We start from the raw sequence: 14,652 nt of genomic DNA, 5'->3' as shown, positions 1-14,652 counted from the left end.
GGGTGCCTCCAGGGGGTCCGCAGCCGGGGTCCGCACCCCGGGGTTCGAAGCCCCGGCGTGCAGGTGTTCGCCCTGGGGCGTCAGCTCTTCCTGTGCCCTATCAACCGCGGCTTCGGCTCAAGCCCGTCCAAGCCGTGCCACGCCAGGTTCACCAGATGCGCCGCCACCTCCGCCTTCTTCGGCTTGCGCACATCCAGCCACCACTGGCCCGTCAACGCCACCATGCCGACCAGCGCCTGGGCGTAGAGCGGGGCCAGCTTCTGGTCGAAGCCCCGCGTCTTGAACTCCTGGCCCAGGATGTCCTCCACCTGCGTCGCGATGTCCGAGATCAACGAGGCGAACGTGCCCGTCGACTGCGCCACCGGCGAATCGCGGACCAGGATGCGGAAACCGTCCGTGTACGTCTCGATGTAGTCCAGGAGGGCGAACGCCGCCTGCTCCAGGAGTTCACGCGGATGGCCCGCCGTCAGCGCCCCCGTCACGCCGTCGAGCAGCGCCCGCATCTCGCGGTCCACCACCACCGCGTACAGACCCTCCTTGCCGCCGAAGTGCTCGTACACGACAGGCTTGGAGACCCCGGCCTTCGCCGCGATCTCCTCCACCGACGTGCCCTCGAAGCCCTTGGCGGCGAAGAGCGTGCGGCCGATGTCCAGCAACTGCTCCCGGCGCTCGGCACCCGTCATCCGGGTCCGGCGCGCCCGCCGGGGCTGCTTCTCTTTGCTGGAAGAACTGGAATTGCTGGAGTCGGTCGCCACGTCGTCAATCATGCCGGGCCGACGGTCTTCTGCTTCCGGCGGGAGTCGATACGGGACTCCGACGGCCAGCGCACATCCGTCGCCCACCCCAGCTGCTCGCACCAGCGGATGATCCGGGCCGACGAGTCGACCTGGCCACGCAGCACACCGTGCCGCGCCGACGTCGGATCGGCGTGGTGGAGGTTGTGCCAGGACTCACCGCAGGACAGGACCGCGAGCCACCACACGTTGCCGGAGCGGTCACGCGACTTGAACGGGCGCTTGCCCACCGCGTGACAGATCGAGTTGATCGACCACGTCACGTGGTGCAGCAGCGCCACCCGCACCAGCGAGCCCCAGAAGAACGCCGTGAAAGCGCCCCACCACGACATCGTCACAAGACCACCGACCAGCGGCGGAATCGCGAGCGACACGATCGTCCAGAGCAGGAACTGGCGGGAGATCCTGCGGAGCGCCGGGTCCTTGATCAGATCCGGCGCGTACTTCTCCTGCGACGTCTGCTCCTCATCGAACATCCAGCCGATGTGCGCCCACCACAGCCCCTTCATCAGGGCCGGAACCGTCTCGCCGAAGCGCCACGGAGAGTGCGGGTCGCCCTCCGCGTCGGAGAACTTGTGATGCTTTCGGTGGTCCGCCACCCAGCGGACCAGCGGGCCCTCCACCGCCATCGAACCCGCCACGGCCAGCGCGATCCGCAGCGGACGCTTCGCCTTGAAGGAGCCATGCGTGAAATAGCGGTGGAAACCGATCGTGATGCCGTGGCAGCCCAGGTAGTACATGAACACCAGCAGGCCGAGGTCGAGCCAGCTCACCCCCCAGCCCCAGGCCAGCGGCACCGCCGCGACCAGGGCGAGGAACGGGACGGTGATGAACAGCAGCAGAGCCATCTGCTCGAGCGACCGTTTCTGCTCACCGCCCAGCGTCGCCGAGGGGGTGGAAGACGGTGAAGGGGCGTCGTCGGTCGTCGATCGCGAAGCGTCTTCGATCACATCGGTGTCGGAATACGCATCGGAAGATGTGGTCATGGGCACGTCCCCTGTGGGGTCGAGGGTTGAGGGTCACGGCGCGGGTGCGGCGGGCGCACGATCACGGGTCTCGCGTTATCTACGGTCCCGTAACCTACGGCGACGTAAGTATGGCAGCGCGGAACCCGGCGGCAAGAGGCCGACAGTCCGTGCCGCGATGTGACACCTATCCTTGGAAACGGTCGGACAGCGCGGTCCGCTCTCTCTAGTTCCCCCGGACACGGATTCCTATCCAACCGGGGACCCCTCCCAGACCTGACGTGCTTCAACACTGCAAGGAGCCGCACCTGTGAGCAGTGCCGACGACCAGACCACCACAGCCAGCACCGAGCTGCGCGCCGACATCCGCCGCCTCGGCGACCTGCTGGGCGAGACCCTCGTACGTCAGGAGGGCTCAGAGCTCCTCGAACTGGTCGAGAAGGTCCGCCGCCTGACCCGCGAGGACGGCGAGGCCGCAGCACGCCTGCTCGGTGGCACCGAACTGGAGACCGCGGCCAAGCTGGTCCGCGCCTTCTCCACGTACTTCCACCTCGCCAACGTGACCGAGCAGGTCCACCGCGGGCGCGAGCTGCGCGCCCGCCGGGCCGCCGAGGGCGGGCTCCTGTCCCGTACCGCCGACCGGCTCAAGGACGCCGACCCCGAGCACCTGCGCCAGACCGTGGAGCACCTGAACGTGCGCCCCGTCTTCACCGCGCACCCCACCGAGGCCGCCCGCCGCTCCGTCCTCAACAAGCTGCGCCGCATCGCCGAGCTCCTGGAGACCCCGGTCATCGAGTCCGACCGGCGCCGCCACGACACCCGCCTCGCCGAGAGCATCGACCTGGTGTGGCAGACCGACGAGCTGCGCGTCGTCCGTCCGGAACCCGCGGACGAGGCCCGCAACGCCATCTACTACCTCGACGAGCTGCACGCCGGCGCCGTCGGGGACGTACTGGAAGACCTCACCGCCGAGCTCGAGCGTGTCGGCGTCCAGCTGCCCGAAGGCACCCGGCCGCTCACCTTCGGCACCTGGATCGGCGGCGACCGCGACGGCAACCCGAACGTGACGCCCGCCGTCACCTGGGACGTCCTGATCCTCCAGCACGAGCACGGCATCAACGACGCCCTCGCCCTAGTCGACGAGCTGCGCGGCTTCCTCTCCAACTCCATCCGCTACACCGGAGCCACCGAGGAACTCAAGGCCTCCCTCCAGCTCGACCTGGAGCGGCTCCCCGAGATCAGCCCCCGCTACAAGCGGCTGAACTCCGAGGAGCCCTACCGCCTCAAGGCCACCTGCATCCGGCAGAAGCTGGAGAACACCAAGGAACGCCTGGCCCGCGGCACCGCCCACGAGGACGGCCGCGACTACCTCGGCACCGGTGAGCTGATTCACGACCTCACCCTGGTCCAGTCGTCGCTGCGCGCGCACAAGGGCGCCCTGTTCGCCGACGGCCGGATGAACCGCACCATCCGTACGCTCGCCGCCTTCGGCCTCCAGCTCGCCACCATGGACGTACGAGAGCACGCCGACGCCCACCACCACGCGCTCGGTCAGCTCTTCGACCGCCTGGGCGAGGAGTCCTGGCGGTACGTGGACATGCCGCGCGAGTACCGGCAGAAGCTGCTCGCCAAGGAGCTGCGCTCCCGGCGTCCGCTCGGGCCGTCCCCGGCGCCGGTCGACGCCGCAGGTGAGAAGACCCTGGGTGTCTTCCTGACGGTCAAGAAGGCCCTCGAAGTCTTCGGGCCCGAGGTCATCGAGTCGTACATCATCTCCATGTGCCAGGGCGCCGACGACGTCTTCGCGGCGGCCGTCCTCGCCCGCGAGGCCGGCCTCATCGACCTGCACGCCGGCTGGGCGAAGATCGGCATCGTGCCGCTCCTGGAGACGACGGACGAGCTGCGCGCCGCCGACGTCATCCTCGACGAGATGCTCGCCGACCCGTCCTACCGTCGTCTGGTGGCCCTCCGCGGTGACGTCCAGGAGGTCATGCTCGGCTACTCGGACTCCTCCAAGTTCGGCGGCATCACCACCTCGCAGTGGGAGATCCACCGGGCCCAGAGGCGGCTGCGTGACGTCGCGCACCGCTACGGAGTGCGGCTGCGGCTCTTCCACGGCCGCGGCGGAACGGTGGGGCGTGGCGGCGGCCCGTCCCACGACGCGATCCTCGCGCAGCCCTGGGGCACGCTCGAGGGCGAGATCAAGGTGACCGAGCAGGGCGAGGTCATCTCCGACAAGTACCTCGTGCCGTCGCTGGCCCGCGAGAACCTGGAGCTGACGGTCGCCGCGACGCTCCAGGCCTCCGCCCTGCACACGGCTCCCCGCCAGTCGGACGAGGCCCTGGCCCGCTGGGACGCGGCCATGGACGTCGTCTCCGACGCCGCGCACTCCGCCTACCGGCGGCTCGTCGAGGACCCGGACCTGCCGACGTACTTCCTCGCCTCGACGCCGGTGGACCAGCTCGCCGACCTGCACCTGGGCTCGCGGCCCTCCCGCCGCCCCGGCTCGGGCGTCTCGCTCGACGGCCTGCGCGCCATCCCGTGGGTCTTCGGCTGGACCCAGTCGCGGCAGATCGTGCCGGGCTGGTTCGGCGTCGGCTCCGGCCTCAAGGCGCTGCGCGAGGCCGGTCTCGACACCGTCCTCGGCGAGATGCAGGAGCACTGGCACTTCTTCCGGAACTTCCTCTCGAACGTCGAGATGACCCTGGCGAAGACCGACCTGCGGATCGCCCGCCACTACGTGGACACGCTCGTCCCCGACGAGCTGAAGCACGTCTTCGACATGATCGAGGCGGAGCACGCCCTGACGGTCCAGGAAGTCCTGCGGATCACCGGCGGCGAGGAACTGCTCGACTCCCACCCGGAGCTCCAGCAGACCTTCAGCATCCGTGACGCCTACCTGGACCCGATCTCGTACCTCCAGGTCGCGCTGCTCAAGCGCCAGCGGGACGCGGCTGCCGCGGGTGAGGAAGCGGATCCGCTGCTGGGCCGGGCACTGCTTCTCACCGTCAACGGGGTGGCGGCGGGGTTGCGGAACACGGGGTGATTTTTGCTGGCGGGGGCGCCTCTGCCTGGCGGGGGCGCCCTGCCTGGCTGGGGCGCTGCCCTGCGCTGCACTGCCCTGCCGGGGCTGGGGCTCGGTGCCTTGGCCTTCGGCCGGATTTTCCCGCCGCTGCGCGGCGGATCTCTCCCACCCACCCACCCGTTTGCCCGGCGTCGAGTTGTTCGGGGAGTGCTTTGTTCGCCGCTGCGCGGCGGTTTCCTGAGCCGCTCGATGCTGGGTGATCGGGTGGGTGGGTGGGGAGATCGCCGCGTAGCGGCGGGCTGCATCTTGTGCGGTGGGGTTCCCGATCACCCGCCGGGTGATCGGGTGGGTGGGTGGGGTCATCGCCGCGTAGCGGCGGAGTGAGGGGTGCGGGGGGCCTGCCCGCAGTCTGGGCCGCGGGGTGGTCCGCCGCGCAGCGGCGGCCCTAGTGGACGCAGGGCTTTGCAGCGCTAGAACGTCAGTGTGGCGAACGACGCCGTCAGGAGCGCGCCGCCCGCCAGGGCCAAGGCCCACGCCACGCGCGGCAGGCGCAGGCCCCCGGCCACCACCACCGAGGCCAGCAGCAACGCGCCGCCCAGCGGCAGCCACGCGTGGAGGAACCCGGGGCCACCCGTACGTACGACCTCGTCGGAGCCGGGCTTCACCGCCACCGGGATCCGCGACCCCTTCTCCTCCGCGATCGAGCGGTCGATCACGACCTCATCGCGCGGCTCGAAGCCGGCGGTCGAGGGAACATACGAACCGAAGCAGTCGTCCGAGGAACACCGCGCCACCCGCATCGTGCCCCGCTCACGCTCATCGGTGAGCATCACGTGCTGCGCCGTGTCCCAGGACGCCCAGAAACCCGCGACAAGCAGCAGCGCCGCGAGCCCGCCCATCGCCGTCCGGCGTACGAGAAGCACGAGAGGCAGCGCATTCATGGCGGCGATCCTTGGCCATGGCGCTGCGTTGAGTCAACAGCTCACCGCTCAGGAGTTGTACGAACTCTGCGCCCGCTCCAACCCGTCGATCACCAGCGCCTCCGCCGCATCCGCCGCCCGGTCCACGAAGTACCCGAGCTCCTTGCGCTCCGCCGACGCGAAGTCCTTCAGGACGAAGTCCGCCACCTGCATCCGCCCCGGCGGACGCCCGATCCCGAACCGCACCCGGTGGTAGTCCGGGCCCATCGCCTTCGTCATCGACTTCAGACCGTTGTGGCCGTTGTCGCCACCGCCCAGCTTCAGCCGCAGCGTGCCGTAATCGATGTCCAGCTCGTCGTGGACAGCGACGATGTTCGCCGTCGGGACCTTGTAGAAGTCGCGCAGCGCCGTCACCGGACCACCCGACACGTTCATGTACGACATCGGCTTCGCCACGACCACCCGGCGGCTCGCAGGGCCCGCGGGACCGATCCGGCCCTCCAACACCTGCGCCTGCGCACGCCCGCTCCGCTTGAACGAGCCACCGATCCGCTCCGCGAGAAGATCGGCCACCATGAAGCCCACGTTGTGCCGGTTCATGGCGTACCCAGGGCCTGGATTGCCCAGACCCACGATCAGCCAGGGCGCGCCGGGGTCCGTCGTCATCTGCATGTCTCCTTCATAGCCCAACCGCCGCCCCGCGCAGGAGCGCGGAGCGGCGGTTGGCAAAGTCGAACTCAAGCGAACGCGTTCGAGGCTCAGGCCTCGGCGGCGTCACCCTCACCCTCGGTCTCGGCAGCGGCCTCCTCGGCCTGCGCGGCCAGGACCTGCAGGACGACGGTGTCCTCGTCGACGGCCAGGGTCGTGCCCGCGGGCAGCGTGATGTCCTTGGCGAGGATGGTCGCACCGGCCTCGAGACCGGCGATGGAGACGGTGACCGACTCCGGGATGTGCGTGGCCTCGGCCTCGACGGGCAGCGCGTTCAGCACGTGCTCGAGCAGGTTGCCGCCCGGGGCGAGCTCACCCTCGGTGTGGACGTAGATGTCGACGTTGACCTTCTCGCCCTTGCGGACAAGGAGCAGGTCGACGTGCTCGAGGATGCCGATGCGCACGGCGTCACGCTGGACGGCCTTCGGGATGACCAGCTGGCTCTTGCCCTCGATGTCCAGGTTGATCAGGACGTTCGGGGTCTTCAGCGCCATCAGCGTGCCGTGGTGCGGCAGCGTGATGTGGATGGGGTCATCGCCGTGGCCGTAGACAACGGCGGGCAGCTTGTCGGCGCGACGCAGACGGCGGGCGGCGCCCTTGCCGAACTCGCTGCGGAGCTCGGCGCTGATCTTTACCTCGGACATGTGCACTCCTCGTAAAAGCGGTGACGGAAGAAAGTCAGTCACCCGGCCACGACTGGCGGCCTGCTACGAAGAGCGCGTCGATAACGGACAGCCGTACCTCAAATGAGTACGGCCTCCCTCGCCGAGCAACTCCGTGAGTCTACCCGGCGGGGGAGGCCGCCTCAAAGTCGATCAATCCACCACGTCGGTCGATCTACGACAACTACGCCTGCTCGTCGAAGAGGCTCGTCACCGAACCGTCCTCGAAGACCTCACGCACCGCGTTCGCGATGGTCGGCGCGATCGAGAGCACCGTGATCTTGTCCAGCTCCAGGTCGCCCGGGTCGGGCAGCGTGTCCGTGAACACGAACTCACTCACCTTGGAGTTCTTCAGACGGTCCGCGGCCGGACCGGAAAGCACACCGTGCGTCGCCGTCACGATGACGTCCTCCGCACCGTGCGCGAACAGCGCGTCCGCGGCGGCGCAGATCGTGCCACCCGTGTCGATCATGTCGTCGACCAGGACACAGACGCGGCCCTCCACGTCACCGACGACCTCGTGCACGGTGACCTGATTGGCGACGTCCTTGTCACGGCGCTTGTGCACGATCGCGAGCGGGGCGCCAAGACGGTCGCACCAGCGGTCGGCGACACGCACACGGCCGGCGTCGGGGGAGACCACGGTCAGCTTCGAACGGTCGACCTTCGCGCCCACGTAGTCCGCGAGGACCGGCAGCGCGAACAGATGGTCGACCGGGCCGTCGAAGAAGCCCTGGATCTGGTCCGTGTGCAGGTCGACCGTGAGGATGCGGTCCGCGCCCGCCGTCTTCATCAGGTCCGCCACCAGACGGGCCGAGATCGGCTCACGGCCGCGGTGCTTCTTGTCCTGGCGCGCGTAGCCGTAGAACGGCACGATCACGGTGATAGAGCGGGCCGACGCACGCTTCAGCGCGTCGATCATGATCAACTGCTCCATGATCCACTTGTTGATCGGAGCCGTGTGGCTCTGGATCAAGAAGCAGTCCGCACCACGAGCCGACTCCTGATACCGCACATAGATCTCGCCATTGGCGAAATCGAAAGCCTTCGTCGGCACGATGCCGACACCCAGCTTGTGTGCGACCTCCTCGGCCAACTCGGGGTGGGCGCGGCCGGAGAAGAGCATCAACTTCTTCTCGCCGGTCGTCTTGATCCCGGTCACAGCACTAGTCTCCTCAGACGAGTTCTTCCCGCTGCCGTCCTCGCACGCCCCGGAAAAACACAGTCCGAAGCGCTGAGCCGGCCGAAATGGTGTGCATCTATCACGGTACGCGTTGTACGACGCACCTGTTTCCGGTCAGCTTCCGCTTGCCGAATTCCTGGACTCCCCGGACGCCGCCTCCGCCGCCCTCGCAGCCGCGCTCCCCGGACGCTTGCGCGCCACCCAACCCTCGATATTCCGCTGCTGGCCACGGGCCACAGCCAGCGAACCCGCCGGAACATCCTTCGTGATGACCGAACCCGCCGCCGTATAAGCACCGTCCCCAACAGTGACAGGAGCCACAAACATGTTGTCCGAACCGGTCTTGCAGTGCGACCCCACCGTCGTGTGGTGCTTCGCCTCACCGTCGTAATTCACAAATACGCTCGCAGCACCGATGTTGGTGAAATCACCGATCGTCGCATCACCCACGTACGACAGATGCGGGACCTTCGAACCCTCACCGATCGACGCGTTCTTCATCTCCACATACGTACCGGCCTTGGCCTTCACACCGAGCCGGGTGCCCGGCCGCAGATACGCGTACGGACCGACGCTCGCCTGCTCCCCGACCTCCGAGTCGTACGCCACCGTGTTGTCCACCCGGGCGCCCGCACCCACCCTGGTGTTCGTCAGGCGGGTGTTGGGCCCGACCTCCGCGCCCTCGCCGAGATGCGTGACGCCGTGGAGCTGCGTGCCGGGGTGCACCAGCGCGTCCTGCTCGTACGTCACCGTCGCGTCGAACCACGTCGACGCCGGGTCCACCACCGTCACACCCGCCAGCATCGCCTCGGTGAGCAACCGGTCGTTCAAGGTGCGCCGGGCCTCGGCCAGTTGAACGCGGTTGTTGATCCCCGCGATCTCCTCATGATCGAGGGCGACAGCCGCACCCACCCGATGCCCCGCCTCCCGCAGGATCCCCAGAACATCGGTCAGGTACTCCTCACCCTGACTGTTGTCCGTACGCACCTTGCCCAACGCCTTCGCGAGCAGCTGCCCATCGAACGCGAACACACCGGAGTTGATCTCACGGATCAGGCGCTGCGTCTCAGTGGCGTCCTTGTGCTCCACGATCGCGGTCACCGCACCGCTCTCGCCGTCCCGCACGATCCGGCCGTAACCGGTCGCGTCCGGCACCTCGGCGGTCAGCACGGTGACGGCGTTGCCGTCGCCCGTGTGCGTCTCGGCCAGCTTCTGCAGGGTCGCGCCCGTCAGCAGCGGGGTGTCACCACAGACGACGATGACGGTCCCGTCCACGGCCCCGCCGAGCTCGTCCAGACCGATACGGACCGCGTGGCCCGTGCCCTTCTGCTCGCTCTGGTACGCCGTGCGCACGTCCGGGGCGATCGTCCCCAGATGCGCGATGACCTGCTCACGGGCGAACCCGACCACGGTGACGAGCCGCTCCGGGCTCAGCGCGTACGCGGCTTCGAGCACATGCCCGATGAGGGAACGGCCACAGATCTCATGCAGGACCTTGGGAGTGGCCGACTTCATACGGGTGCCCTCACCCGCTGCAAGGACGACGACGGCTGCCGGGCTGTTGGCGCTCACGGGGGTGCCCTTCGGCTTCGGATGTGCGGGGATTGGACATCCGCAGGATACCGGGGCGTTGTGGGGCGGAAATGAGGGCGGGTCCTGACCGTGCGGTCAGGACCCGAACGTTGGCTCCCCCGCCAGGGCTCGAACCTGGAATACGGCAGTCAAAGTGCCGGGTGTTGCCAATTACACCACAGGGGATGGCGGGAGCAGCCTACGCGGTATGCCGCTTGGCCTCCACCACCATGCCAGACCACCAGCCTTCGATGCGACGGTACAAATCGGCTCCTTGCTTGACTCGTACGACCAGGCAACCCCGGTAGTTCTCGCCTACGTTCTTCCGGACCGTTCTCGGGTTGTGCTTCTTGATCGTTGTCTTCTGGAACGAAGAAGCGTCGATGCCGACCAGGTCTGCCCAGTACTGCTTGGCGCCCTCTATGTCCGCCGTCATGTGGATCATGACCCGGTACTGCAGGCGCTCGGGCGCGACATCGAGCAATCTCAGCCAGGCCAGGTAGAGCTGGATGACGCCTGGGTCACTGTTGACGAAGGTGACGTTTTCGCGGCGGTCGTACGGCTTGTCCTTCGTGCCTTCCGCCCAGTACAGAGCGACCCCGGCGAACATGAGTTCGCGTGCCGACATGTTCTCCATCTGCTGGCGCGCGGCTTCCTTCACGCGCTGCCGCTCCTCGTCCCGCACCGTGAGTTCGTGCTCCCACCGTTTCCGCGCCGCCAGCTTCGCCTGCTCTGACGGATCGCGCCGCTCCGGCTTCGGGAGATCCCGCACCCACAGTGAGATCGACCCCTTCGAGCACCCCAGCTCCACCTGGATCTGGTCGTAGGTCATGCCCTGGAGCCGCAGCTCCCGGGCCCGTTCCCGTAGGTCGTCCTTCGCGTTCGGGCGCTTCGTCCACTCCGGGGCCGGTTCGCCCTCCAGGAGGCGGTTCAGGATGTCGTTGTTGTCCACGAGGAGGCGGTCGCGGATCTGGCGGCGGCTCAGTCCCTCCCGCCGCAGCGCGATTGCCCGCTCCCGCAACCCTTCGAAGTCGGCGTACTTCCCCCGGCGATCCGTGATTTCTGTCATGCGACGACCCTTGTCCGGAATGCGGACGTCCGGCAGAGATTCGGGAGCGGTTCAACAGTTCGAGGGAATTCGGGCCGTTTCGTTTCGCGACGGTCAGCGCATGCGTTCGATCACCGAGCCGGAAACTCGCCGGAAAAGGAGGGCTTGTCGCCCGTAGGCTGGAAGGCATGACCACGACGGGGGAGAACCACAGAGCGGCCGTGAACGGGCCGTGGTGGTGGGAGCGGCGGCGTAGTGCCGTGCTGGATGTGGGGCTTGCGCTGGCCTCGGCGGCGGAGTGCGGGGCCGAGGGGATCACGTTCGCGGGGGACACGGGGATTCCCACGGGGGTGGGGATCGCGTTCGGGGTGCTGGCGGGGGCTTCGCTGGTGTTGCGGCGGCGGTGGCCGATCGCCGTGGTGCTCATTTCGATTGCGATCACGCCCGCGCAGATGGGGATCTTCCTGACCGTGGTCGGGCTTTACACGCTGGCCGCGTCCGAGTTGCCTCGGCGGATCATCGGGTCCCTTGCCGGGATGTCCTTGCTCGGGACGCTCATCGTGACGCTCGTGCGGACTCGGCAGGACATGGAGAGCGGGGAGCTGGGGTTCGCGGAGGGGTTCATACCGTTCATCGCGATCACCACGTCCATCGGGCTGACCGCGCCGCCGATCCTGCTCGGGCTGTATATCGGGGCTCGGCGGCGGCTGATGGAGAGTCTGCGGGAGCGGGCGGACAGCCTGAAGGGTGAGTTGCAGCTGCTGGCCGAGCGGGCCGAGGAGCGGGCGGAGTGGGCGCGTAATGAGGAGCGGACGCGGATCGCGCGGGAGATGCATGACGTCGTCGCGCATCGGGTGAGTCTGATGGTGGTGCATGCTGCTGCTTTGCAGGCTGTCGCCCGGAAAGATCCTGAGAAGGCTGTCAAGAATGCCGCTCTCGTGGGTGACATGGGGCGGCAGGCTCTGACGGAGTTGCGCGAGATGCTGGGTGTGCTGCGGACCGGGGAGGCTCCGCCTGCCGCGGGGGGTCGGCACGGGTCGGTGTCCGATGCGGTGCCGTTGGCCGCTGTGGGGTTCGCCGCTGCTGCTGCCGCCTCGCGTGCGGTGGACGAGGACGGGCCGTGTCTGGCGGAGCTCGATGAGCTGGTGGGGCAGTCGCGGGCGGCGGGGATGGCGGTGGATCTCTCCGTGGAGGGTGACTCCCGTGCGTATGCGGCGGACGTGGAGCAGACCGCGTACCGGGTGGTTCAGGAGGCGTTGACGAACGTGCACAAGCACGCGGCGGGCGCCAAGACGTACGTCCGGCTCGCGCATCGCGGTGCGGAGATCGCGATGCAGGTGGAGAACGAGCCGCCGCCGGAGGTGGGTCCCGGGGATGCTCGGCTGCCGAGTGGGGGCAATGGCCTGGTGGGCATGAAGGAGCGGGTCACCGCGCTGGGCGGTGTTTTCGTGTCGGGGCCGACGGACGCGGGTGGTTTCCGGGTGTCGGCGGTGCTGCCTGCGGCTGTCGCCGGGGCCTGAGCGCTTCCCTCCCCGGTCGGCTGTGCCGCGCCCTGCCGCCGGGGCCTGAGCGCTCCCCCCCCGGGTTGGCTGTGCCGCGCCCTGCCACCGGGGTGCCTGCGGCTGGCTGTCTGCCGGGCGTGTGCTGCCGCCGGGGTGCCTGCGGCTCGCTGTCTGCGGGCGTGTGCTGGCATGTGGTGCTTGCGGCCGGGTGTCTGCGGGCGCGTGCTGGCGTGTGGCGTCTGCCGCCGGGTGTCTGCGGGCGCGTCGTGGGTGGTCGTGCCTGCGCGGCGGTGGGGCGGATGTCGCTGGTCCGTGCTTTGCCTGCGCGGGCGGTGGGGCAGGTGTCGCTGGCTCGTGCTTTGCCCGGGCGGCGGTGGGGCGGATGTCGTAGGTCCGTGTTTTGCCTGCGCGGCGGTGGGGCGGGTGTCGTAGGTCCGTGTTTTGCCTGCGCGGGCGGTGGGGCAGGTGTCGCTGGCTCGTGCTTTGCCCGGGCGGCGGTGGGGCGGATGTCGCAGGTCCGTGCTTTGCCTGAGCGGCGGTGGGGCAGGTGTCGCTGGCTCGTGCCTCGCCCGGGCGGCGGTGGGGCGGATGTCGCGGCCCCGCGTTTCGCCTGCGCGGCGGTGGGGCAGATGTCGCTGGCCCGTGCTTTGCCTGAGCGGCGGTGGGGCAGATGTCGCTGGCCCGTGCCTTGCCTGAGCGGCGGTGGGGCGGATGTCGTAGGTCCGTGCTTTGCCTGCGCGGGCGGTGGGGCAGGTGTCGCTGGCTCGTGCCTCGCCCGCGCGGCGGAGGCGGCGGATGTCGCAGCCCCCGCGCGCCCGCGCCCGGGGCGGTGGGCTCAGCCTGCCTTCAGTCGTTCCGGCTGCGTTCCTGAGGCCAGGGTGGCCAGGGCCTCGTCGATGTGGGAGCCCAGGTACCAGTCGCCGCTGTGGTCGAGGCTGTAGACGCGGCCTTCCGCGTCGATGGCCAGGAGGGCCTGGGTCTCCGTCTCCTCTCCTATGGGGCAGACCTCGGTGTCGAGGGCGCGGCCGAGGTCGCCGAGGGTGCGGGCCAGGTGGAGGCCGTAGAGGGGGTCGAGGTGGACGGTGGCGGGCGCTATGTGGCGGCCGGGGCCCTGCGGGGTGATGTGCAGTCCGCCGAACTCGGCCCATGCCTCGACGGCGGCGGGGAAGACGGCGTGCCGGTGCCCCGCGGGTGAGGTGTGGCGGCGCAGGACGTCGGCCCAGATCTCGGCCTGCTTTATGTCCCAGCGTCCTGGGGTCCAGCCGGCCGCGCGCAGGGCGGCGTCGACGGGGACGGGGAAGCGGGGGGACGCGGCGGTCGGCTGGGTGGGGTTCTCGGTGTGCTGGTCCGTGTGCATGTGCGGCTGCCCTCGTTGCGGTTCGCGGTTCGCGGCTCGGTGGTGGGGATCAGGATTCCGGTGTGGCGGGTTCCACGATCCGTACGCCGAAGTGCGCTGTGAGGGCGGTGCAGGAGCGGCAGGGGCGGGCGAAGCCGCCGTGCAGGGGGTCGCCGTCCTCGCGGATGCGGCGGGTGGTGAGCTTGGCGTGCTTGAGGGCCTTGCGGGCCTCGCCGTTGGTCATCGGTTTTCGTGCCGCGCGTTTGGAGCGGCTGCCGTCGGCTGCCGTGAGGTGGCGCGAGATGAGGATGGCTTCGGCGCACCGCCCGGTGAAGCGTTCGCGCTGGCCGCTTGTGAGGGTGTCGAGGAAGTCCTGTACGAGTGGGTGCAGAGCGGGAGGTTCTTCACCGCGGCCCGCGGTGCAGGTGAGGGTCGCGCCGCGGACGGAGAGTGCGGCGGCGACGGTGGGGAGTATGCCGTCGCGGCGCTGGCGCAGTGTGGGCGCGTGCGCGGACGTGTTGCTCCAGCCGACGCGTGGATCTCCCGCGTCGGCGGGGTTCTCGGCGGTCGCCGTGGGTGCCGTCGTGCCTGTCGTGCGGCCGGCCGTACTGGTCTGTGCCGTGTGCATGGTGGTGCTTCCCTCCCCGCAACTCGCGGTTGTGACCGCGTGTGCCACGCCCCCGCGTTGCGGGGACAGCCTGCCAAATGGGGCGGGTGGTGCGGAAGCTGGGGCGCCGCGACACGCCTGGCTTTCGTCGCACGGTGACGGTCCGGTGGCTGCTGGTCATGGAACCGGAGGCCCGGTGACCGGTGTCGTCCTTACGCATAGGCTGTCGACATCCGCAGACCGCGGAACGCAGGACGAAGTACGCAAATCCGCGCAAGCGACATTGACGCACAGCGATCCGCAGAACCATTAACAGTGCCGCAGGGGGCAACC

General features: G+C 69.1%; 12 protein-coding genes and 1 tRNA gene. 2 read left to right on the top strand and 11 right to left on the bottom strand.

The genetic code is table 11. The features are described from left to right. Positions 1-80: 80 nt before the first annotated feature. Positions 81-767 (bottom strand): TetR/AcrR family transcriptional regulator, encoded by a 687-nt coding sequence (locus E5671_RS21070; protein ID WP_160505512.1) that lies wholly within the window; start codon positions 765-767, stop codon positions 81-83. After that, on the bottom strand, positions 764-1,780 hold the full coding sequence (locus E5671_RS21065; RefSeq protein WP_160505511.1) for an acyl-CoA desaturase: 1,017 nt from the start codon (positions 1,778-1,780) through the stop codon (positions 764-766). Before E5671_RS21065 ends, E5671_RS21070 begins: the two co-directional genes overlap by 4 nt. Before the next feature lie 289 nt (positions 1,781-2,069). Between E5671_RS21065 and ppc the strand changes: the two genes are divergently transcribed. Next, the gene (ppc, locus tag E5671_RS21060; RefSeq protein WP_160505510.1) at positions 2,070-4,802 is read left to right on the top strand and encodes a phosphoenolpyruvate carboxylase; all 2,733 of its coding nucleotides are present in this window, start codon (positions 2,070-2,072) and stop codon (positions 4,800-4,802) included. 449 nt (positions 4,803-5,251) lie between these two features. On the opposite strand, the gene E5671_RS21055 is transcribed toward ppc, so the two are convergent. The 7 genes from E5671_RS21055 to E5671_RS21025 form a co-directional block, all read right to left on the bottom strand. Next, on the bottom strand, positions 5,252-5,722 hold the full coding sequence (locus tag E5671_RS21055) for a hypothetical protein (protein WP_202121201.1): 471 nt from the start codon (positions 5,720-5,722) through the stop codon (positions 5,252-5,254). 48 nt (positions 5,723-5,770) lie between these two features. Continuing rightward, a complete protein-coding gene (gene pth, locus E5671_RS21050) occupies positions 5,771-6,373 on the bottom strand; it encodes an aminoacyl-tRNA hydrolase (RefSeq protein WP_160505509.1) in 603 nt (200 codons plus the stop codon). 86 nt (positions 6,374-6,459) lie between these two features. Beyond that, the gene (locus tag E5671_RS21045; protein WP_160505508.1) at positions 6,460-7,053 is read right to left on the bottom strand and encodes a 50S ribosomal protein L25/general stress protein Ctc; all 594 of its coding nucleotides are present in this window, start codon (positions 7,051-7,053) and stop codon (positions 6,460-6,462) included. 202 nt (positions 7,054-7,255) lie between these two features. Next, complete coding sequence (locus E5671_RS21040; RefSeq protein ID WP_160505507.1) at positions 7,256-8,233, bottom strand: ribose-phosphate diphosphokinase; 978 nt, start codon at positions 8,231-8,233, stop codon at positions 7,256-7,258. A 135-nt stretch (positions 8,234-8,368) separates the two neighbouring features. Beyond that, positions 8,369-9,826 (bottom strand): bifunctional UDP-N-acetylglucosamine diphosphorylase/glucosamine-1-phosphate N-acetyltransferase GlmU, encoded by a 1,458-nt coding sequence (gene glmU / locus E5671_RS21035; protein ID WP_160505506.1) that lies wholly within the window; start codon positions 9,824-9,826, stop codon positions 8,369-8,371. 111 nt (positions 9,827-9,937) lie between these two features. Beyond that, a tRNA-Gln gene (locus tag E5671_RS21030) sits at positions 9,938-10,012 on the bottom strand. Between the two features lie 13 nt (positions 10,013-10,025). Further along, complete coding sequence (locus E5671_RS21025; RefSeq protein ID WP_160505505.1) at positions 10,026-10,895, bottom strand: hypothetical protein; 870 nt, start codon at positions 10,893-10,895, stop codon at positions 10,026-10,028. A gap of 167 nt (positions 10,896-11,062) precedes the next feature. On the opposite strand from E5671_RS21025, the gene E5671_RS21020 reads away from it, so the two are divergent. Further along, positions 11,063-12,394, top strand: a complete 1,332-nt coding sequence (locus E5671_RS21020) for a sensor histidine kinase (RefSeq protein WP_160505504.1) — start codon at positions 11,063-11,065, stop codon at positions 12,392-12,394. An 817-nt stretch (positions 12,395-13,211) separates the two neighbouring features. On the opposite strand, the gene E5671_RS21015 is transcribed toward E5671_RS21020, so the two are convergent. Beyond that, the gene (locus E5671_RS21015; RefSeq protein WP_160505503.1) at positions 13,212-13,733 is read right to left on the bottom strand and encodes an SUKH-3 domain-containing protein; all 522 of its coding nucleotides are present in this window, start codon (positions 13,731-13,733) and stop codon (positions 13,212-13,214) included. A 49-nt stretch (positions 13,734-13,782) separates the two neighbouring features. Beyond that, complete coding sequence (locus E5671_RS21010; RefSeq protein ID WP_160505502.1) at positions 13,783-14,340, bottom strand: YwqJ-related putative deaminase; 558 nt, start codon at positions 14,338-14,340, stop codon at positions 13,783-13,785. Between the last annotated feature and the right edge of the window lie 312 nt (positions 14,341-14,652).

This window comes from Streptomyces sp. BA2, from assembly GCF_009769735.1.
In the GTDB taxonomy this organism is placed as follows: domain Bacteria; phylum Actinomycetota; class Actinomycetes; order Streptomycetales; family Streptomycetaceae; genus Streptomyces.
Note: the sequence above shows the minus strand (reverse complement) of the source record. Positions and strands in the feature narration are given on the sequence as shown.